General features: G+C 52.0%; 19 protein-coding genes and 4 pseudogenes. 10 read left to right on the forward strand and 13 right to left on the reverse strand.

Going from position 1 to position 19,420, the window contains the following annotated elements; all coding sequences use genetic code 11:
- Together QZ280_RS07130 and QZ280_RS07135 are read left to right on the forward strand one after the other, a co-directional pair.
- Positions 1-111 (forward strand): annotated as a pseudogene (locus tag QZ280_RS07130) (IS481 family transposase); the annotation flags it as partial.
- Between the two features lie 24 nt (positions 112-135).
- On the forward strand, positions 136-258 hold the full coding sequence (locus tag QZ280_RS07135) for a hypothetical protein (RefSeq protein WP_293441893.1): 123 nt from the start codon (positions 136-138) through the stop codon (positions 256-258).
- On the opposite strand, the gene QZ280_RS07140 is transcribed toward QZ280_RS07135, so the two are convergent.
- From QZ280_RS07140 to QZ280_RS07155, 4 genes are all read right to left on the reverse strand, one after another.
- Entirely contained in the window at positions 255-1,523 is a 1,269-nt protein-coding gene (locus QZ280_RS07140) for a glycerate kinase (RefSeq protein ID WP_293441895.1), read from the reverse strand. The genes QZ280_RS07135 and QZ280_RS07140 overlap by 4 nt on opposite strands.
- A gap of 3 nt (positions 1,524-1,526) precedes the next feature.
- The gene (locus tag QZ280_RS07145; RefSeq protein ID WP_293441897.1) at positions 1,527-3,017 is read right to left on the reverse strand and encodes a heme biosynthesis HemY N-terminal domain-containing protein; all 1,491 of its coding nucleotides are present in this window, start codon (positions 3,015-3,017) and stop codon (positions 1,527-1,529) included.
- Positions 3,018-3,028: 11 nt separating this feature from the next.
- A complete protein-coding gene (locus tag QZ280_RS07150) occupies positions 3,029-4,222 on the reverse strand; it encodes a hypothetical protein (protein WP_293441899.1) in 1,194 nt (397 codons plus the stop codon).
- A gap of 72 nt (positions 4,223-4,294) precedes the next feature.
- The gene (locus QZ280_RS07155; protein WP_293441900.1) at positions 4,295-4,978 is read right to left on the reverse strand and encodes a uroporphyrinogen-III synthase; all 684 of its coding nucleotides are present in this window, start codon (positions 4,976-4,978) and stop codon (positions 4,295-4,297) included.
- 77 nt (positions 4,979-5,055) lie between these two features.
- Between QZ280_RS07155 and tsaD the strand changes: the two genes are divergently transcribed.
- From tsaD to QZ280_RS07175, 4 genes and pseudogenes are all read left to right on the forward strand, one after another.
- Positions 5,056-6,150, forward strand: coding sequence for a tRNA (adenosine(37)-N6)-threonylcarbamoyltransferase complex transferase subunit TsaD (gene tsaD, locus QZ280_RS07160; protein ID WP_293441902.1), 1,095 nt, complete (start codon positions 5,056-5,058; stop codon positions 6,148-6,150).
- Positions 6,147-7,118, forward strand: coding sequence for an NAD(P)H-dependent glycerol-3-phosphate dehydrogenase (locus tag QZ280_RS07165; RefSeq protein ID WP_293441904.1), 972 nt, complete (start codon positions 6,147-6,149; stop codon positions 7,116-7,118). Before tsaD ends, QZ280_RS07165 begins: the two co-directional genes overlap by 4 nt.
- Positions 7,112-7,384: a YciI family protein gene (locus tag QZ280_RS07170; protein WP_293441906.1), complete on the forward strand. Its 273-nt coding sequence runs from the start codon at positions 7,112-7,114 to the stop codon at positions 7,382-7,384. Before QZ280_RS07165 ends, QZ280_RS07170 begins: the two co-directional genes overlap by 7 nt.
- Positions 7,384-7,695, forward strand: a pseudogene (locus QZ280_RS07175) (EVE domain-containing protein). Before QZ280_RS07170 ends, QZ280_RS07175 begins: the two are co-directional and overlap by 1 nt.
- A gap of 334 nt (positions 7,696-8,029) precedes the next feature.
- Here QZ280_RS07175 and QZ280_RS07180 read toward each other — a convergent pair.
- From QZ280_RS07180 to QZ280_RS07195, 4 genes are all read right to left on the reverse strand, one after another.
- Complete coding sequence (locus QZ280_RS07180) at positions 8,030-8,284, reverse strand: extensin family protein (RefSeq protein ID WP_293441908.1); 255 nt, start codon at positions 8,282-8,284, stop codon at positions 8,030-8,032.
- 23 nt (positions 8,285-8,307) lie between these two features.
- Positions 8,308-8,583, reverse strand: a complete 276-nt coding sequence (locus tag QZ280_RS07185) for a hypothetical protein (RefSeq protein ID WP_293441910.1) — start codon at positions 8,581-8,583, stop codon at positions 8,308-8,310.
- Positions 8,584-8,592: 9 nt separating this feature from the next.
- Positions 8,593-9,981, reverse strand: a complete 1,389-nt coding sequence (gene ahcY, locus QZ280_RS07190; protein WP_293441912.1) for an adenosylhomocysteinase — start codon at positions 9,979-9,981, stop codon at positions 8,593-8,595.
- 109 nt (positions 9,982-10,090) lie between these two features.
- Positions 10,091-10,555, reverse strand: coding sequence for a YHS domain-containing (seleno)protein (locus QZ280_RS07195; protein WP_293441914.1), 465 nt, complete (start codon positions 10,553-10,555; stop codon positions 10,091-10,093).
- 82 nt (positions 10,556-10,637) lie between these two features.
- Between QZ280_RS07195 and QZ280_RS07200 the strand changes: the two genes are divergently transcribed.
- Together QZ280_RS07200 and QZ280_RS07205 are read left to right on the forward strand one after the other, a co-directional pair.
- The gene (locus QZ280_RS07200; protein ID WP_293441916.1) at positions 10,638-11,228 is read left to right on the forward strand and encodes an HD family hydrolase; all 591 of its coding nucleotides are present in this window, start codon (positions 10,638-10,640) and stop codon (positions 11,226-11,228) included.
- Entirely contained in the window at positions 11,228-11,716 is a 489-nt protein-coding gene (locus QZ280_RS07205) for a GNAT family N-acetyltransferase (protein WP_293441918.1), read from the forward strand. Before QZ280_RS07200 ends, QZ280_RS07205 begins: the two co-directional genes overlap by 1 nt.
- Before the next feature lie 411 nt (positions 11,717-12,127).
- On the opposite strand, the pseudogene QZ280_RS07210 reads toward QZ280_RS07205, so the two are convergent.
- A pseudogene (locus tag QZ280_RS07210) lies at positions 12,128-12,866 on the reverse strand (IS5 family transposase).
- Between the two features lie 131 nt (positions 12,867-12,997).
- Positions 12,998-13,999 (reverse strand): SDR family NAD(P)-dependent oxidoreductase, encoded by a 1,002-nt coding sequence (locus QZ280_RS07215; RefSeq protein ID WP_293441920.1) that lies wholly within the window; start codon positions 13,997-13,999, stop codon positions 12,998-13,000.
- A 393-nt stretch (positions 14,000-14,392) separates the two neighbouring features.
- Between QZ280_RS07215 and QZ280_RS07220 the strand changes: the two genes are divergently transcribed.
- Positions 14,393-15,505 carry an O-antigen ligase family protein gene (locus QZ280_RS07220; protein WP_293441923.1) on the forward strand — a complete coding sequence of 371 codons (1,113 nt, stop codon included), beginning with the start codon at positions 14,393-14,395 and terminating at the stop codon, positions 15,503-15,505.
- A 575-nt stretch (positions 15,506-16,080) separates the two neighbouring features.
- Here the strand turns inward: QZ280_RS07220 and QZ280_RS16295 are convergent.
- The 3 genes and pseudogenes from QZ280_RS16295 to QZ280_RS07230 form a co-directional block, all read right to left on the reverse strand.
- A pseudogene (locus QZ280_RS16295) lies at positions 16,081-16,206 on the reverse strand (Fic family protein); the annotation flags it as partial.
- Positions 16,207-16,290: 84 nt separating this feature from the next.
- Positions 16,291-16,845, reverse strand: a complete 555-nt coding sequence (locus QZ280_RS07225) for an ActR/PrrA/RegA family redox response regulator transcription factor (protein ID WP_009829233.1) — start codon at positions 16,843-16,845, stop codon at positions 16,291-16,293.
- Positions 16,846-16,921: 76 nt separating this feature from the next.
- Positions 16,922-17,542, reverse strand: coding sequence for an SCO family protein (locus tag QZ280_RS07230; RefSeq protein ID WP_293441932.1), 621 nt, complete (start codon positions 17,540-17,542; stop codon positions 16,922-16,924).
- 123 nt (positions 17,543-17,665) lie between these two features.
- Between QZ280_RS07230 and regB the strand changes: the two genes are divergently transcribed.
- Positions 17,666-19,054 carry a sensor histidine kinase RegB gene (gene regB / locus QZ280_RS07235; protein ID WP_293441935.1) on the forward strand — a complete coding sequence of 463 codons (1,389 nt, stop codon included), beginning with the start codon at positions 17,666-17,668 and terminating at the stop codon, positions 19,052-19,054.
- Positions 19,055-19,420 lie beyond the last annotated feature (366 nt).

A 19,420-nucleotide genomic window follows, 5' to 3' on the forward strand; every position in this document is an offset into this window, starting at 1 on the left:
CATTGGCATGTCGAAAACAGTGGTGTCAGGCATGCCTACATCAAGCGCGGCACGCCCCAACTCAATGGGAAGGTCGAGCGATCACACCGTTCCGATCAGCAAGAATTCTATTAGCTCCTCAGTTACAAAGGCGACGTGGCTCTCGAGGTCAAACTGGATGAATGGGAACACACCCACGTTTCGCTTGATACAGGCTTCTATTTCACGGGTGAATTGACCGCTGCCGCCTTCACCAACAATGCGTGCCGGATGATCTAGACGTCCTCGATTATGATCGCACGCAGGTCATTGACGTTAGTGCCTGTTGGGCCCGGCACGAACAGATCACCAGCCGCATCAAAAGCACCCCACGCATCATTGCCAGACAGCGCCACCCTTGGATCAACACCACCTGCACGCATACGCACAGCACTTTGGCCATCCGCAAACGCGCCTGCGTTATCTTCTGACCCGTCAATCCCGTCCGTATCTGCCGCAAGCGCGGAAATGCCATGCATACCCTCTATCGCTTGAGCAAAAGACAAAAGAAATTCCGTATTGCGCCCGCCTCGCCCTTTAGCACGCAAGGTCACAGTCGTTTCACCACCTGATAGAAGAATCGATGGTTTCTTGAACGGTGCATTTTTATCCGCAACCTGTTTCGCGAGGGCTGCGTGCATTAAGCCAATGTCGCGCGCCTCGCCCTCAATCGCATCGGACAGGATCGAAACGGAATAGCCCGCATCACGCCCAACCGCAGCAGCCGCGTCTAGCGACATACCAGCAGAGGCCACGACAGTCACGCTACTTCGTGCAAACCCATCATCTGACGGATCAGGCGCACGCGCGCTTTCTTTTGCAAGGTGCGTTTTGATCGCCTCGGGCCAATCAATGCGCAGGCTTTCAATCAAACTCAGCGCATCTTCGAGTGTCACATCATCGGGCACAGTCGGACCAGAAGCCACTTGCGCGGGATCATCACCCGGAACATCCGACACAACCAACGACACCACACGCGCAGGGTAGGCGGCTTGTGCCAAGCGCCCACCTTTGATCCTGCTACAGTGCTTGCGGATTGCATTCATCGCACCAATCGGCGCACCAGAAGCCAACAAAGCCTCATTCAAAGCTTGCTCATCGGAAAGCGTCAAACCCTCTGGCGGCGCTGGCAAAAGCGAAGAACCGCCGCCGCATATCAAAGCCACAACAAGATCTTCTGGACCCAACCCCTCGACCGCTTCAAAAAGCGCGGACGTCGCCGCAAGACCTGCCTCGTCTGGAACAGGATGCGAAGCTTCCAATACTTTCACATGTTTGCACGCCACTGCGTAGCCATAACGCGTCACAATCGCACCAGTGACAGGATCGCCCCAGAGCTGTTCGAACGCAGCTGCCATTTGCGCAGCACCTTTGCCAGCACCAATCACAACCGTGCGCCCTTTGGGCTTGTCCGGTAAGTGCGCTTTCAAAGACGCCAAAGGGTCAGCGGCTTTGATCGCCGCATCAAACATTTTGGTCAGCAGTGCGACATGATCTTCATTCACAATCTAGGCTTTCGCGTCTTCAATGTCCTCAGACACGACTTCTGCATCGAAGACTTCGACTTCTTCCGGCTCCGCGATGTTTTCTACGTCGACCACGTCTACACTCAAATGATCCTCGAGCACGCCAACGATTAACGGAAGCATTGCAACGCCTGTGGATGTAACAACCTCAGATGCGGGCGGTGATTTCCAGCTCAACGTATCGAAGCTTGCACAATTACCACAAACGGGCTCCCACTCTGCATGAATATGGTTACAGGCATCGCAGACCCATTGCGGACCACGTGGTGCGCTGAGCGCACGGGCAAGCCAGCCCTTAACAATCGCATCGGACGCACCTTCCCCGCGCTCAATCGCAGCCATGATTGTCAGTGCGCGCGCATCTGGCGCGGTCTCGACAAGATCGCCCATTGCGCGACGCGCAGCAGGGAAGTCTTCGGCGGCGATATTCAGCTCTGCGTTCAACATCTTTGTTTCTGCATGATCCGCGTTGGACTTTGTCAGCTTGGCAAAGCGCTTGATCCGCTCAACAGGAGTTTCCTCAGGTTCAATCGCAGCGTATGCAGCCGCCAATTCCGGGTGCGGTTGAACATCCCACGCCTTTTTCAACACGCGCACAGCATAGCGTTTCTTGTCCTGCTCTGTGTAGCTGCGTGCCGCCATAACAGCCGCAGGGATTAAATCAGGGGACAAACGATTTGCCTCAGTCGCGGCTTCGCAAGCTTCAATGCCGTTGCCCTCGTCAAAGACACCTTTTGACTGCGACAGGGCCAACACAGCTTCGCGTCGCTTATGCACATCGCGTGGCAGCGAGCCACTTTTCAGCTTGGCCGCCAAAGTCTTGCGCGCACCAGCCCAATCCTCGCCCTGCGCTTGCAGCTTGAGCAAAATGTCCTGCGTCTCTTCATGCTTTGGCTTGAGCGCGAACGCACGCTCTGCAAGTTGCAGCGCCGTGTCTGTGTCGCCCTCGGCCAACTTCTGTTTCATGATGCCACGCACACCCACAAAACGGGTTGCTTCATCTTTAACCAATTTTTTGTAAGTCTCTTCCGCTTTGCGACGATCCCCCGCCATTTCAGCAGCTTGAGCTGTCAAAAGATTGGTCAGTTCTGGCTTGGCGAGATATTTCTCCGCCTTTGTCGCTTTGCTCATCGCCGCGAAGCCATCGCCAGAGGCCAGTGCCATCATCCCTTCGGATAAAGCTTGATACCCTTTACGTTCGCGGTTTTTTGAGAAGTGCCGCGAAAGCGCCGTCTCGTCACCGTTGATGAATTTCAAGACTGCCACCAAGAGCGACAGCAACTTAAGAAAGACCCAAAGCGCCACCAACAAAAGGGCTAATCCAAGGATGATCTGCAAAGGTGAGAGCGAGAATTCTATTCCCCCCATGTTGACGACCGCGCCGCCCCCAATTTCCATCAGATATCCGGCACCTAGTGTGAGCGCCGCTATTATTGCCACAAAAACTAGAACTTTTAGCAAAGACCAAAGCATTCAAAAGCGCCTTATTGAGAGTTCAAAGTAGATGCGAGGACTTCAGCCTCTCGCGCGGCGGAGAGACGTAAATTGGCCTGCTGCATCCAATCGGCCAGCGGCGCTTTTGCACCGTCCGGTAGTGTATTTGCTTCCACAAGCGCATCGCTGATCCGGCCCGCATCAATCGCAGCACCTACGCGCGACAGGATCGCATCGGGATCATCGCCCTCGCGTGGTGTAACAGAACGCACCTCAAGCTGACGCGTCAAAAAGCTGGTTACCCCACCCCCTGTTTCTTCGCTGCGCACCACCGCCAAAGCTGCACGCGCTGCTTCGGGGTAGCTGTCACCAAGTGCGGCGACAGTCGGCAAACCATCAGTTGCCGATTGTGCCAGAACCTCGGGGATCGTCACATCTGTATTCGCTTCAACCTCTGCCAGGGCATCCGCAAAGGGTGCACCGCTTTCAAGTGCAACCAAAATACGCATCACAGCAGCACGTGCCATGGTCTGGCGTGCCGTGTCTTCGGCGTTTTGTTTGGTATTTTGCGCTTCATCAATTATCTGGGCCAATTCACCCTTTTGCAGATCAAGGGCTGCACGCAGATCCACAAGTTCATTCGCCATCGCTTGAGAAATGCCGCTATTATCATTTGGCTGCTCTTCCAGTATGGCAACGCGTGTTTCCAAAGCGCCAACATTCTCAACAACTGCGCCGATCTGCGTTTGTAAGTTACCCACCGCTGCCACCGCCGCTTCAAGCGGGCCAGTAAACGCCTCGGGCTGCGCATTCAAAAGCGCTTGCAGATTATCAATACGGCCTGATTGTTGCTTCAACGCGCGCTCAAAATTGATTTTCGCGGTCACCGCTGCACCAAAAGGCAAACCATTCGGGAAAATATACTGCGCGCTTACAACGCCCAAAAAAGCGGCGATTACACCGCCAAGAACCAATGGGACAAAACCGCTTTTCTTCTCGACTACTGGCTCGGGTGCAGCAATCGAAGTCTCTTCGGAGATGTCGGTCGTCTCAACCACTTCGGTGACCTCTGGCGCGTCAATCGGATCCACCTCTTCAGCAACAGCAACCGCATCTTCTGCAGTCTCTTGAGAACCCTCTGGGGCATCCACATCGCTCGTGTCTTGCAAGATCTCTTCAATAATTTCATCAGCAGTAACGGGCTTTTGAGCTTTCTTGCTCTTGCCTCTGGTCAGTTTTGCCACGTTACGTACCCTTCAATTCTATTCATCACACACTTTGGTCGAGGATGACCTTACTGCCCTGCTTGACAACCCTCAAGCAATGACCAGCTCAGAAATCCTGGCAATCATCCCCTTTGCATCAGGATGTGGAGCGATAGTGGCCCCAGGGCAAGCTGCCGCCGCCGATCTCGAGATCGCGATTGTTTTCACCTGAGGGCCAAACGGACCAGAACTTGCAAACTGCAGCGCACTGCGCGGTGAGAACAGGGGAACTATGACAGGCGCTCCCCCCTGCAAGAGGGCTCTGGCAGATGTGCTCAATTCTTTCAGGTTCTGTTCATATGCAATTAGGCTCTGTAATTTAAGTCCCTTCGCACGCAACCTGTCCACCAATCCACCACGAGTGTGTCTGCCACGAATATGCAAGATTTCGCCGCTGGGATTCGCGTTTTGCACGTCACTCACAAGGTGCTCCACCGTGCCGCCACTCACCTTTGGATCAAATCCAATTGCACGCGCTGCATCTGCTGTCGCCTCGCCCACGCAAAAACAAGAGGCGCGTGTTGTGAAACAAGCACGCGACCATGCATCCACCCCGTTACGGGATGTGAAGACAATCGTTTGCGCGTTCGGCTCTTCGTTCAAGTCCAGAAAATCAATGTCGATCAACGGGGATATTTCAATCCTGATCTCTCCAAGTCGATCCACAACCTGTCTCGCAAATCGCTGCGACGCCGATTGCGGTCGCGTCAAAAGCAAGGTTGTGAGCTGCGCCATGGATTGAAGCCGGTATTGTTTGCGACAAGCGTCAGTGGTAGCTGCTGAGCAACGTTCTGGCAATGGAGACCCCGCCCGTGGCACGCCCAATCACCATCCTTGGTTTGGAAAGCAGTTGCGATGATACTGCCGCCGCAGTGGTGCGTCGTCATGAGGATGGTGCGGTGAGAGTGCTGTCCAATGTTATTATTGGTCAAACAGATCTGCACAAGGCATTCGGTGGTGTCGTTCCCGAGATCGCCGCGCGAGCGCACGCGGAAATGATCGATCTCTGCGTCGAGAAAGCACTTAGAAAAGCGCAGCTTGGGTTGCCCAAGATGGATGCAATCGCAGTAACCGCAGGGCCGGGTTTGATCGGCGGCGTCATGTCTGGCGTGATGTGTGCCAAAGGTCTGTCCGCCGCGGCAGGCAAACCTCTGATCGGTGTGAACCATTTGGGAGGCCATGCGCTCACACCACGTCTGACGGATGGTCTGCAATTTCCATACTTGATGCTTTTGGTGTCTGGTGGTCACTGCCAATTTTTAATCGCGCGCGACCCTGATGATTTTTCGCGCATTGGAGGCACGATTGACGATGCGCCTGGAGAGGCGTTTGACAAAACTGCCCGCCTTCTTGGCCTTGTACAACCCGGCGGTCCTGCGGTCCAAAAAGAGGCAGCACTTGGCGATCCAAAACGTTTTCGGTTTCCACGCCCGATGTTGGATCGCGCTGGTTGCGATATGTCGTTCTCTGGCCTTAAGACTGCGGTACTGCGCGCCCGCAATGAAGTGATGACGAACGATACAATTCGCCTTCAAGATGTCCGCGATCTTTGCTCAGGATTTCAAAGCGCCGTGGTCGATGTACTAGTCGAAAAATCGCGCCGTGCTTTGACGCTATATCTTGCAGAAAATCCCAGCTTTCCTGCCCTTGCCGTTGCAGGTGGCGTTGCTGCGAATACAGCCATTCGCGCTGGATTAGAGACTGTTTGCGCAGAAATGAATGTGCGATTCACCGCCCCACCCCTCGCGCTTTGCACGGACAATGCGGCAATGATTGCCTATGCAGGATTGGAGCTTTTTGAGGCAGGGCATCGCGATGATCTAAGCCTGAGCGCACGGCCGCGTTGGCCTTTAGACACGTTAAGCGCACCTATGCTAGGAAGCGGTAAGAAAGGTGCAAAAGCATGAGTATCGCAGTTCTTGGTGCTGGCGCTTTTGGCACAGCTCTCGCAATTTCGCTGGCGCGCAACGGAACAGGCATCACACTTTGGGCGCGTAGTGAAGCAAATGCAAAGCAAATGCAGTTAGAACGCATAAACTCTGCACGCCTGCCAAATACGACCCTGCCTCACACGATTAGTGTTACGTCGAATATAGACACCATAAGGGTATTTCAGACCCTATTGCTGGCAGTTCCAATGCAGCAACTTGCAGTTTTCGCGCAGAAGAACGCTCATGTTCTGGCATCTAAAACGCTTGTTGCCTGCTGTAAGGGTATCGATCAGAATACGGGGCTTGGTCCTGTTCTAACCCTGAAGGCCGCATTGCCCGATGCTCAAATTGCGATCCTCACAGGACCCAGTTTTGCGCATGATATTGCGATTGGTTTGCCGACTGCGCTTGCGCTTGCGTGCGAGGGCGAGCAGGTTGGCAAGCACCTGCAGCAAACACTGAGCACATCGAACCTACGGCTCTATCGCAGCAGCGATGTAAAAGGGGCCGAACTTGGTGGTGCCATGAAAAATATTGTCGCAATTGCCTGTGGTGCTGCCATCGGCGCAGGTCTTGGGGAAAGCGCGCGCGCGGCACTAATCACGCGCGGATTTGCGGAAATGCAACGGATGGCGCAAGCGATTGGAGCACGCTCAGAAACGCTTGCCGGACTTTCGGGATTTGGCGATCTCGCGCTAACCTGCGCTTCTGAAGGATCGCGGAATTTCCGGTACGGTCTTGCGCTGGGACGCGGCGAGGAGTTCGATCCGACCGTTACTGTTGAGGGTGTAGCAACGGCCAAAGCCGCCTTAGCACGTGCGAAAACCCTGAGCATAGACATGCCTATAACAGCCGCAGTCAGCGCATTGATCGATACAACAATAACACTTAACGAAGCCATGGATTCGCTCCTCGCGCGTCCGCTGAAGGAGGAAATATGCTGATCGCATTAATGGCAAAGGACAAAGACGGTGCACTGCAAACGCGCCTTGATAATCGCGACGCGCATCTAGCGCACATCAAAAACAGCGGCATCGTGATGCACGGAGGTCCCCTCCTGAATGACGCCGGGAAAATGTGTGGCTCGCTGGTGATCCTTGATGTTGAAGACATGACAGCCGCTGAAAACTGGGCCGCGAATGACCCTTATGCGAAAGCGGGCTTGTTCGCGTCTTGCGAGCTGGTTCAATGGAACAAGGTGATCGGCTGATGAAATATTGGCTGTTCAAGTCCGAGCCATCCGTTTGAGGCTAGGACGACCAAGTTGCAAAAGGAAAAGGCGGTCGTCAGCATCGTCAAAGTTTTCAAAAAAGCACATCCAGATAGCACCACTGACGATCCAGAGTCGAAGTGCGTTGATATAAAAGCAATTGAACAGCTCAAGACAGCGGTCACGCTTGATGTGGTCAAAACCGATCCGCATTTCGCAGAAATGAGCCTTGTCAAAATTCGCGCTTGTCCATCCAGCCCATCAAAGCAGAAGAATGGCAAATTATTTGCGCACTAGGTGGAATTGCATAATTTTTCATCGCCCTTCATGGTCTTCGCACGACACATAGATAGTAAAGACTTACGGAATTTATCAATGTCTTGGTGGCGGCCACTGCCAGATCTGGTGTTTGTACAATCTGGTACGGTGTACTGTCGAAACTTCGGATAGAGGTATTCGGCGTCAAGGTCGGTGCAGATGGTAAGCCGGCGAATGGGGTTACCAACAGGTAGCTTAACCCCTGTTCTGAAGGTAGAAATGATCCGCGTGCGCAGCGTTTTAGTCAGGGCCAAGCATTGTGCCGAACCGATCACAGGAAGTGTCGCGAACCTCGCGCAGGAATTGTGCTTTGGCGTAATCCTCATCCTAATCCTCCGGCAATCGGATGCGCGGGCTGTCGGTTAGGTCGAGACCCAAGATATCAATCGCACCCGCCGTTGCATGTGTGCTCCTCCGGTCTGTGCCAGAAATGCGACGGCAGTTGTATGGCCCAACATGGCGGAGCCTGCTAGCTTGTGTGTTGAACAGATCTTGCGCAATGGATTGAATGCCATTTTCTTCCCACATGAAAATGCGTAGCGCGGTCGCGCAAACGGTTTCAATCGGACCATTATCAGTCACGCCAACACGCCTTAATGTAAGGCCTACAATCCCACACGCTCCATCTCTGTAATGCGCCCAGCACTCTGAATGATCTCTTTGTACAGCTTTGGATCACTGGTTGCCCAATCGAGCTTCCAATGTGTAAGCGGCGTGATCGGATCGCTTACCGAGGGCGGTTCAAACACATTCCAACGATCTGGCAGCGGCGTATCAGGGTGACGCAGCAGAGCAGAGCCTATCAGCGCCACAGCCACCAAAACAAAAAGCGCCGCACTCCGTTTCAAAGGACTGCGGCGCTTTTCAAATTTATCGCTCATAAGAGTGTATTAGTAGCGGTAATGCTCTGGCTTAAACGGACCGTCGGGGGAAACGCCGATGTAGGACGCTTGTTCCGTGTCCAACTTGGAGAGCTTCACGCCGATACGATCAAGGTGCAAACGCGCGACTTTCTCGTCGAGGTGCTTGGGCAGAATGTAAACTTCGTTCTTATATTCATCACCACGCAGCCAGATTTCCATCTGGGCCAGTACTTGGTTAGTGAATGAGGCTGACATCACGAAAGACGGGTGGCCCGTTGCGTTACCAAGGTTCAACAAACGACCTTCAGAAAGCAGGATCAAGCGGTGGCCATTCGGCATCTCGATCATGTCCACTTGCTCTTTAATATTAGTCCATTTGTGGTTCTTCAGGCTTGCGACCTGAATTTCGTTATCGAAGTGACCAATGTTGCCAACAATCGCCATGTCCTTCATCGCACGCATGTGCTCGATGCGGATCACGTCCTTGTTGCCTGTTGTCGTGATGAAAATGTCCGCCGTCTCAACAGCGTCCTCAAGTGTAACAACTTCAAAGCCGTCCATCGCCGCCTGCAATGCGCAAATTGGATCAACTTCGGTAACTTTTACACGTGCACCAGCACCAGCCAGCGACGCAGCAGAGCCTTTGCCCACATCGCCGTAGCCCATAACAACTGCAACTTTGCCGGCCATCATCGTATCTGTCGCGCGGCGGATGCCGTCGACGAGGGACTCTTTACAGCCGTACTTGTTGTCAAACTTGGACTTCGTGACGCTATCGTTCACGTTAATCGCAGGGAACGGCAATTGGCCATCGCGCTGGAGTTCGTACAGGCGATGAACGCCTGTTGTCGTTTCCTCGGATACGCCTTTGATGTCTGCTTTGGTCTTTATGAACCAGCCCGGTGTTTCTGCGATACGCTTCTGGATTTGCTTCTTGATGACTTCTTCTTCCTCAGATGTTGGCACAGCCAGCACATCTTCGCCAGCTTCCATTCGTGCACCTAACAGGATGTAAAGCGTCGCGTCGCCGCCATCATCAAGGATCATATTCGCGCCCGTTGGGAACATGAAGGACTTGTCGAGGTAATCCCAGTGCTCTTCCAAGCTTTGACCTTTGATCGCGAAGACAGGCGTACCGCCCGCCGCAATCGCCGCCGCTGCGTGGTCTTGCGTGGAGAAAATGTTGCATGACGCCCAGCGCACGTCCGCGCCAAGTTCTACAAGTGTTTCGATCAGAACCGCTGTCTGGATTGTCATGTGCAATGAGCCAACAATACGTGCGCCTCTGAGTGGCTTTTCAGCACCAAATTCTTCACGCAAAGCCATCAGGCCCGGCATCTCTGTTTCAGCAATATCCAACTCCTTGCGACCGAAGTCCGCAAGGCTGATGTCTTTTACGATGTAATCATTGGCCATTTTACCGTTTTCCTTTAAATATCTCTTATTCTGCTGTGCATTTAGCACTGGCCCCCCCCTCCTTCAAACAAAAGCCGAAAGAAAGAACTGAGAACGGCAAAATCGTGACTTATCGCCCACCTGGGAAATGAGTCATCCAGTTCGTATCCCCAGATGCAATGTGCGACGCACGGCACAAAGCCCAGCGCGCACGGATTTTTTTCGAGACGTTTAAATAAAGCGCGCCCTCGTGGACCGTCCATGCATCGGGATCACCGGGGGCGAAGTAACCTTTGAACATCGCAAACGCACAATACACACCAAAGCACGACGCATATTTATCTGGATCAGCTTTAAAGGTCGCGAGGTTCTCGATATTGGCAAAATGGAAAATGGTGTCTTTGTGCTGTGTGCTGTGCGCGTCGCTACCCATGACGCCATCTTCATTGCCAAGCGAGAAGTAAGCGACAACATCGCCCCCGCTGGTAGCAAGATCATCACCTGCATTGAACCAGCGCGGTTCTGTTGCGGCGACGGTGGGCATAGCAAAACTTGCGACAGCGAGTGCTGTAAAAGAGCGGCGAATGAGCGTCATGGGTAAGTTTCCTTTTCATCATAGGGCTGGCTGCGTTACATCTTGATCCCAAGTGAAGAATTGAAAATCTCGGAGTTTCCCCATGTTACAGAAACGTGCTTGGCAGCGCATGTTATCGGGCCGTCGTTTGGACCTTTTGGACCCAACTCCAGTGGATATCGAAGTCGAAGATATCGCGCACGGACTTGCCTTCGTTGCGCGGTGGAATGGCCAAACTAAAGGAGATTTCGCCTATTCTGTTGCGGAACATTCGCTTCTGGTTGAAACGCTTTTCACCCGTTTGCAGCCCAATGCACCCGTGAAATGGCGCTTGGCTGCTTTGTTACATGATGCGCCAGAATATGTTATTGGCGACATGATTAGTCCGGTGAAAGCAGCGGTTGGGCCAGGATACGGCGAGCTCGATGAACGCCTAACAGCTGCGATTCATTTCCGCTTTGGTCTGCCTGCGACTTTGCCTGTCGTAATCAAAAAACAGATCAAAAAGGCCGATCTGATCAGCGCACGGCTAGAAGCGGAGCAAATCGCAGGCTTTACCACAAAAGAAGCAGACCAATTGTTCGGCAAACCCAGCCAGGACTTGACCGCGGGCCTATCGATCCAATTGCGTCCACCCTTAGAGGCGCGCAATGAATTCACAGCACGTCATGCAGATCTATTGGGGCAACTCTAATGAACATCACCATTCGTCCGCTTCAAGTGAGTGACATTCGCCTAATGACGGAACTCCTGAACGAAATCATCGAGATTGGCGGCACAACTGCCTATCTGAGCCCTCTCCCCGAAGCTGAGCTCGCGTCTTGGGTTGCACGCGGGACAGAGCGCGCCAGCTGGACAGTCGCCGAAGATGACACTGGCACATTGGTTGGATTTCAATGGGCAGAGCCACACGCGCTTTTGCCACCAGAAGCCGCAAGCATCGCGACGTTTGTACGCATAGGTGTTGTAGGTGGTGGCATCGGCACGCGACTATTTTCTGAAACATCAAAACATATGAAGCAGTTCAGATTCGAATGGATCAACGCGTCGATCCGTTCTGATAATGACAGCGGGCTTAGGTACTATACGAAGATGGGGTTCAAAGATTGGAAGGTTGATCATCATGCAACGCTCTCGGATGGGCGCATCACTGGCAAACATCATAAAAGGTACGACCTGTAAAATTATCGAAAGCCCAGCTTCGCGCACAGGTTGTTTATGCATACTTCGTGAATAATATTCACAATTTTACCTTAAATGATTTCTATCAAGCACCAATCAAAACACCGTGCGTTTGATCGCACAGAAATCTGTATGCTTGAGAAAATAACCGGTGCGCACCTCCCGTTTCATTGTTTCTATCGTTCTCGTCCTTTCGGTGTCTGGCTGCGTCTCTTCGACAGAGCGGATGCTCAGCTCTCGTCGGGCAGCGCCGGAACAGGTCTCTGTTTTGAATACGACAAACGAAATGCAAATGCAGGAACTAGACAAACGCGCTGAACAAGATGACACGCGATATCATTCGCAAGTCGACTGTGAGCAGTGCCGCGATTGGCGCAGTTGCTGGTTGTGGCTTAAGGTCAGGACTCATAACTAGAATATGACGGTTGCGGCGAGAGCGATAGCTGACAGGAAAATCTTTGGGTAACGACTATAACGGGTTGAGACACGTCGCCAGTCTTTGAGCCTCCCGAACATCCTTTCGATGCGGTTGCAGCGCTTGTCGTAATTGATGGTCTTCTTGCACGATTTGTATACTGGGATGCAGGGCTTTGTGCCTATATCTACAAGGGTATCTCGGAACCAGTCAGCGTCATACCCTCGATCTGCGAGAAGCCACTTAGCTTCAGGCAGGCCCGTTCATCAATGCCGCAGTACCAATATAATCGCTTACCTGCCCTGGGTAATGAACAGACGGGCTTGACGGCCGATGGTCTTGGTAACGGCGTGCTATTTAGTATTCATTACCCCTTGGTCAGCCTGATCAGGCATCCACGCCCCCCTTTTTAAGCTTCAGACTGGAGGCCGTGCGATGCGTCTTGAGATACGTTGTATCAATTGAGACGGTTGTGTTGTCGGGAGCTTGTTCAGCCAGTCTCATTATGATCCGGGCAAACACACTCATATCACTTCAACGTTTCCAGCGATTATACAACGTCTTTAGTGGGCCATACTCGGAAGGTGCATTGCACTAACTTAAGCCATTGCGATTGATGAATACAATTCAACTTAGAACGCGGCGATCATCCACGCGAGCGCGACCTCGGCTCTTTGCAAAGTAAGACCGAAGACGCTTCATCTGCGCCTCCGTAAGCCTGTATAAGTTGCTCATCATATCCCCCTAAACTGGGGGTCGTGAACCTTAGCTGCGCGACAAGCTCAATCAGTTAATGGGCCTTGAACCTAGATGTCGCATATCTGGAAATGAAAAATATTTTTTTGAAAGTGCAAAATTTCGCAGCGTTATCTATACCTTGCGTTGTGCCAACTCACAAAATTCGCCACACCGTCTTTTAAATCAGTTTTATTCATTGGGCCAATGAGATCATGCAGCAATGTGGCATCCGCCCAAGTAGCAGGCATATCACCCGGTTGAATATCCAACATATTTTTCTGTGCCGTCTTGCCAAGCACCTCTTCGAGCGCTTCGATGAATTCAGTAAGCTTTGTGGGCGCGCCGTTTCCGATATTCACCGCACGCCATGGGGCGATGGGGGAAAGATTATCTGCGGTGCTCACGGGGGTTTTGCCGGGGATTGCATCCATCAAGCGACGTATAGCATCGACGAGATCATCAACATAGGTGAAATCACGCAGCATATCGCCGTGATTATACACATCGATGGAGCGGTCGTTCTGTATGGCATCAGTAAATTTAAACAGCGCCATATCAGGTCGCCCCCATGGGCCATAAACCGTAAAGAAGCGGAACATCGTCGTTGGAATATCATAGAGATGCGCATAGGTCTGCGCCATCGCCTCTGTCGCCTTTTTGGTCGCCGCATAAAAGGACATCTGAGTATCTACTCTGAGGGTTTCGCGGTAGGGCATGTCGGTGTTGGCGCCGTAAACAGAAGATGTGGAGGCGATCAGCAGATGCTTGGGCGTGTGATTACGCGCGGCTTCCAGCACTTCAAACGTACCGCAGATGTTGCTTTGCACGTAGCTGCGCGGTTCATCAATTGAATAGCGCACACCTGCTTGTGCGGCGAGATGGATGACCATTGCGGGTTTATGTTTGGCAAAGATGTTTTCTAGAACATCAGGCGTTTCAAGGCGCGCAATCACAGGCGTAAACGCATCGTGCGCTTTGAGGAGAGAGAGGCGCTTTTCCTTAAGAGAGACGTCGTAATAGTTTGTCATCGCGTCCAGTCCGATGACCTCAAGCCCGTCGCTTAGCAGGCGCTGACACAGATGAAACCCGATAAACCCAGAAGATCCGGTGACAAGGATGGGGGCTTTCATGGTCGTTCTCCTACAGGAGCGCAATGTTTCGTACGCAAAACATTTGAAGATGGGAATTAATCGGGGTTGGATTTACCTTCTGCGTCTTGATGCTTATCAAGAAAGTAGTCAAGTGTAGGGTCGTTACTTATCATATTCTGAGAAGCCGGTAAGGGGATATAAAAGGGGCTTATGAGGCTTGGAAAGTGAGTGCTTCCAAACGATCCATTGAGCCGCTTTGAGATGTGTAATACATGGCGCCTTTCGGGTATCATATGAGTCAAATGCGAGTTTCTTTTTTAGACAATAATATAAGGGACTAAAATGCAATTTGGAAAGAATACGGGCTCCCTTTTAGTTGCCTTCCTGTTGGGATTATTCCCCGCGTTTGCATTGCCGGCGCTGCAAGGAATATTGTGGATCGTAATAATCACTATTGGTCTGTCTTTTCGACAGATTGAACGCGCACTATTTCAAAACGCTTTGAATTTTTGCAATTTAGCCTTCGCCCAGTTCGCGATTTTCTTTTTACTAAATGCGGCGATCTTCGACGTCCTTGAAGGAGGACGGGTATACTACCGCGCAGTTGCGTTGGAAAACTGGTGTCTCACGCTTGTTTGTCTTGTTCTGCTCGCGGTTTGGCTACAGCTCAGCCGTGCAGAGGATGTAAAGAGGGCACTATTCCGCTGGCTGCCTGCTGGTCTCACCCTGTCATTTTTGGTGGCGACAGGAATTTATTTGTTCGGCAATCAAGGCTCGCGGATTGAAATTTTTGCCTCAAATCCTTTAGGACCGCCCCTTTGGTTCTTGGTGCTCACCATGTGCAGCTTCGCATGGTTTTTTGAAATGAATCGTAAACAGAAAGCCTGGCGTGTTGCCTTGCTATTTATGGCGGGGCTGATGGTGATTTACGCAAGTGCGCGGCTGGTCGTATTCGCTTGGGTAATAACAGGTATGGCGTTGGCGATCTGGCTGTATTTGCGCGCAGAGCCCCATCACAAAAAACAGGCCTTGCTTGGGATCATTTTAAGCACTGCATTTGCGATTGGGGGTGTAATGCTTGTGAATTCCTTGACCGACGGATTCCTTGTTGCCCGAATGGCGGAGTTTACCAATGTAGAGTTTACCTATGACAGCATAAGCGCCGAATTTTTACGACTGAAGATTTGGGATGGCACATTGACCATTGTTTGGGAAAACCTCTGGTTTGGTATAGGTCAGGTCAATGAACGTTTCGCGATCCGACAAGAACTTGAGTGGGAGAAGTGGCAAAATTCCCATCAAGCCTATTTGTCTTACCTCATTGCAGGTGGTATTCCAGCTCTGATCTCGGGGTTATTAATGCAAAGCCCAGTACTCGCGTTTCTCAAATCCACAAGGCGATCAACAATGCTACCCGCGTTCTTGGGCCTTGGCGTCGCCGTCACCATGAATTGCTTTACAGATTCGATTTTTCAATCGGCCGTCAATGTGCAAGTGTTCATGGTCGCGACCTTGATCTTTCTAAAGGCCAGCGACGCGGATTAACCGATCTTGGTGCCCTAGAAATAGGTCTCATCCGCCATAATTTAGCCATCAAAGGTGCGTAGATTTCCTGTAGCTCGACCGTGTCCCCCACATTCAGCAGCGTAAGGGTCTGCAGGGGCAGGGTGGTTGTTTCTGAATTATGCGTGCCGATGATTTCACCGGTTGTACCTGAAATCGCGGTGAGCCCGTTCAGCAAAAGACGCCCTTGTATTCGTACGCTCGCGTTGCCGTTAGTTTTGTAGGTCAGGGATGCACCCAGCAGATAGGTGCCATCCACAGGCGCAGGCTGGATTGGGGCACAGTGCTCTACGTTAGGGTCTAAATTGGCCCTGACCGTGCTTTATTTAACTTTTCGAAAACCTGCATGCCCGTGCGCTCGCGTAAGGGTTTGCTAAGCATGGGATCACTCAGCCTGTGGCGCTACTTTTTCTGTAGGCTGTTCCGGCACGATCTGGCGAGAATGTTTACGCAAATGACCTATAGCTTGGTCATGAGTAATTTTACCTTGTCCGAGCTGCTCCATCATTTGTGCATGCTCAACACCTTTTGCAGCTTTGAGGTGCTGTCTGTGTTGCTCAAAAATCTACGGCCACATGAAGCGCAGTACGTTTATTTCCATCCATAAAGGCATGGATGCAAGATATTGCTCCCGCATAAGTGGCTACGAGTTGAAATGTATCCGTTTCACTATACGAATATTGATTCTGCGGGCGCGCAAGCGCAGATTCGAGTAAAGCGGTGCCCCTTGAGCCGTGCGCACCATGATTGAAATACGGCTCTAAACCCTAACGCGGGCTGCGCTTGGCAAGAATGCGCTGCAAAGTACGGCGGTGCATGTTCAATCGACGCGCAGTTTCACTGACATTGCGATCGCACAACTCATAGACACGCTGGATATGTTCCCAACGCACGCGATCCGCACTCATCGGGTTTTCCGGTGGCGGTGGTAACTCATCACCGCTCGCCAAAAGCGCGTTGGTGATATCATTGGCATCCGCGGGCTTGGACAAATAATCAATCGCGCCGATCTTCACGGCGGCCACCGCTGTTGCGATTGCACCATAGCCTGTCAGCACAATCACGCGACAATCAGGGCGCTTTTCGCGCAGAACTTCGACAACGTCCAAACCGTTCCCATCTTCAAGGCGCAAATCCACAACAGCGTAAGCAGATGGACGCGCCGTCGCAATCGCGCTTCCCGCAGCGACAGAGCCTGCTGTTTCGACCTCAAAGCCACGTTTTTCCATGGCTTTGGCAAGACGGCGTAGAAAAGGTTCGTCATCGTCGACAAGCAAAAGTGACTTGTCGTCACCAAGGTTTTGAGCAGCATTAGTGTTCATGCGGGGATCCTCGGGGCATTAGCGTCGTTAACGAACCCTACGCCTAAGCTGTTGGACGGTCAAACCTTTGCGCACTCTAAGAGTTGTTCACAAAGCACTGGATCGTATCGGCCATCTGCTCGGGTTGGATTTCGCGTCGAAAGAATTCAACAACACCATGCCCAGGTAGGACAAGGTATGAAAAAGTCGAATGATCGACGAAATAGAATTCATCGTCCGCGGGCTGGGCTCTGTAATAGGTTTTATATGCTTGGCTCGCTGCTTTAACCTGCGCAGGAGATCCGGTCAGTCCAATCATACGTTCATGCAAATTGTCAGCGAATTCGCCAACGACTTCAGGCGTGTCACGATTTGGGTCGATTGAGATGAAAACAGGGGTGATCTCTGTTCCGCGTTCAAGCAACACATCCGTTGCTTTTGCGTTGCGTGACAGATCAAACGGGCAAATATCAGGACAGAAAGAATATCCGAAATAGATCAAAGTCGGCTCTGCGATAACATCCTTCTCCGTCACCTCTGCTCCAGTCTTGTCGATCAAGGTGAAGGGACCACCGATCTGGCCACCGCCCCCTGCGACCTGACCGATCCGGCATTGCGCGAATTGATCCTTTGGTGCGCTAAAAAACGTCAGCGCCACAAAAAGGCCCAAACAAAGAGCAACGGCAAGTACTGCAAGAATTGCGAGTAAGCGGGTCATAGACATCTCCGGCTGTGGCGGTCAAGTTGAGAGGGCGTAAATCTCGCTCTGATTATCACTGTCGCGCCACAATGCATATGCACCAATGTGTGAAGGTATGCGACAAAAAGGACCACTTGGCAGATGGCATATACCGATCCCTATTCGCCCTCAGGCACGCAACGCCATAACTGGATCCGTTTGCGCACAATCACCATGCTGCGTTGGACTGCGATTCTTGGTCAACTGATCGCGATCATCGTGGCGCAGAACATGTATAATCTGCAGTTAGAGCTTGGGTTGTGCTACCTTGTCATCGGTGCCTCTGTTGTTGGCAATATTGTGGCGATCTTCCACTTCCCCGAAAACAAGCGTTTATCAGAAACAGAGAACCTTTTGATGGTGGTGTTTGATCTGCTACAACTGTCGTTCTTACTGTTCTTGACGGGTGGTCTTCACAACCCCTTCTCTCTGCTGATCCTTGGCCCTGTTACTGTGTCTGCTGCGGTAATGTCGCTGCGCTCAACCGTGCTGCTTGGCTTTTTGGCGCTGGTCATTGTGTCACTGCTTGCGCAGTTTCACTTGCCGCTTCGAACGGAGCAGGGGTTTATCCTTCAAATCCCTCAAGTCTTTGTGTTTGGAAATTGGGTTGCCACGGTGATCGCACTGCTTTTTCTCAGCGCTTATAGTTGGAAAACCGCGAATGAAATGCACACTATGGCAGAAGCGTTGCAAGCCACACATCTTGCATTATCGCGCGAACAAAAGCTCACCGATATCGGCGGGGTCGTCGCGGCTGCCGCCCATGAACTTGGCACGCCACTTGCGACGATCAAACTGGCAAGCTCTGAGCTGATGGATGAGCTATCTGACAAGCCCGCGTTGGCAGAAGACGCCGCATTGATTCACGAACAAGCGGACAGATGTCGAGAGATATTGCAGTCCATGGGGCGCGCAGGCAAAGATGATCTTCATCTGCGCAAAGCCCCCTTGAGTGCCGTGCTGGAAGAAGCCGCAGAACCGCATCTTAATCGCGGCAAGGATATCGTTTTTGAGCAAAACGTTGTAACTGAAACGCCCCAACCTGAAATTCTGCGCCGCCCGGAGATCATTCACGGCCTGCGAAACCTTGTTCAAAACGCTGTCGATTTCGCGCATGGCACTGTCTGGGTGGAAACCAATTGGACGGACGATCATATAACAATTCGTATTGTTGATGATGGCACAGGATTTCCCCCTCACCTGATCGGACGGATTGGCGATCCTTTCATGGGACGGCGCAAATCAGAAAAAGAGCGCAAAGCGCGCCCCGAATATGAAGGCATGGGACTTGGCCTTTTCATCGCAAAGACTTTGTTAGAACGCTCTGGTGCCGAGTTGCGCTTTTCGAACGGCTCCTCGTTGCTTGTGCGCGAGCAAAAGCTAAAGAGAGGTGCGATAATTGACGTCATATGGCCACGCACAAAGATTGACGCTGCCTATTCAGAGCTGGCTCAAGTGACTGGAGAAAATTTCCGCAACGCCGAGCATTAACTTTTGAGCTTAAGTATTAATTAAGAACCAGCACGCTAAATAGAGACAAATTTTCTTCAAGGCGTGTTCACGATTTTTACTCTAACTTGGATCGACATAAGCGTTATCGTTGGGGCTGCTGCGGCGACCGATGTGCTCTTAAAGTTGTTCAATAAACCAAAGACCGCGTTCGCTCCGGTGAAGCATGGAGCGCACCATTGCAAAGCAAAGACGGTCAAACGCCTGCGATTAAAGTTTAGCCACTCGCGCCCGGCGCAAGCTTGATCGCCCTAGCCCCTGAGACACCAAACAGAGCCGCGCCCAGTCGCATCGCGATCCCTACAAAACGCCTCACCGCGTCCAATTCAGCGGTTGCGTAAACACAAT

It is taken from the genome of Planktotalea sp. (genome assembly GCF_018607995.1).
Taxonomy (GTDB): domain Bacteria; phylum Pseudomonadota; class Alphaproteobacteria; order Rhodobacterales; family Rhodobacteraceae; genus Planktotalea.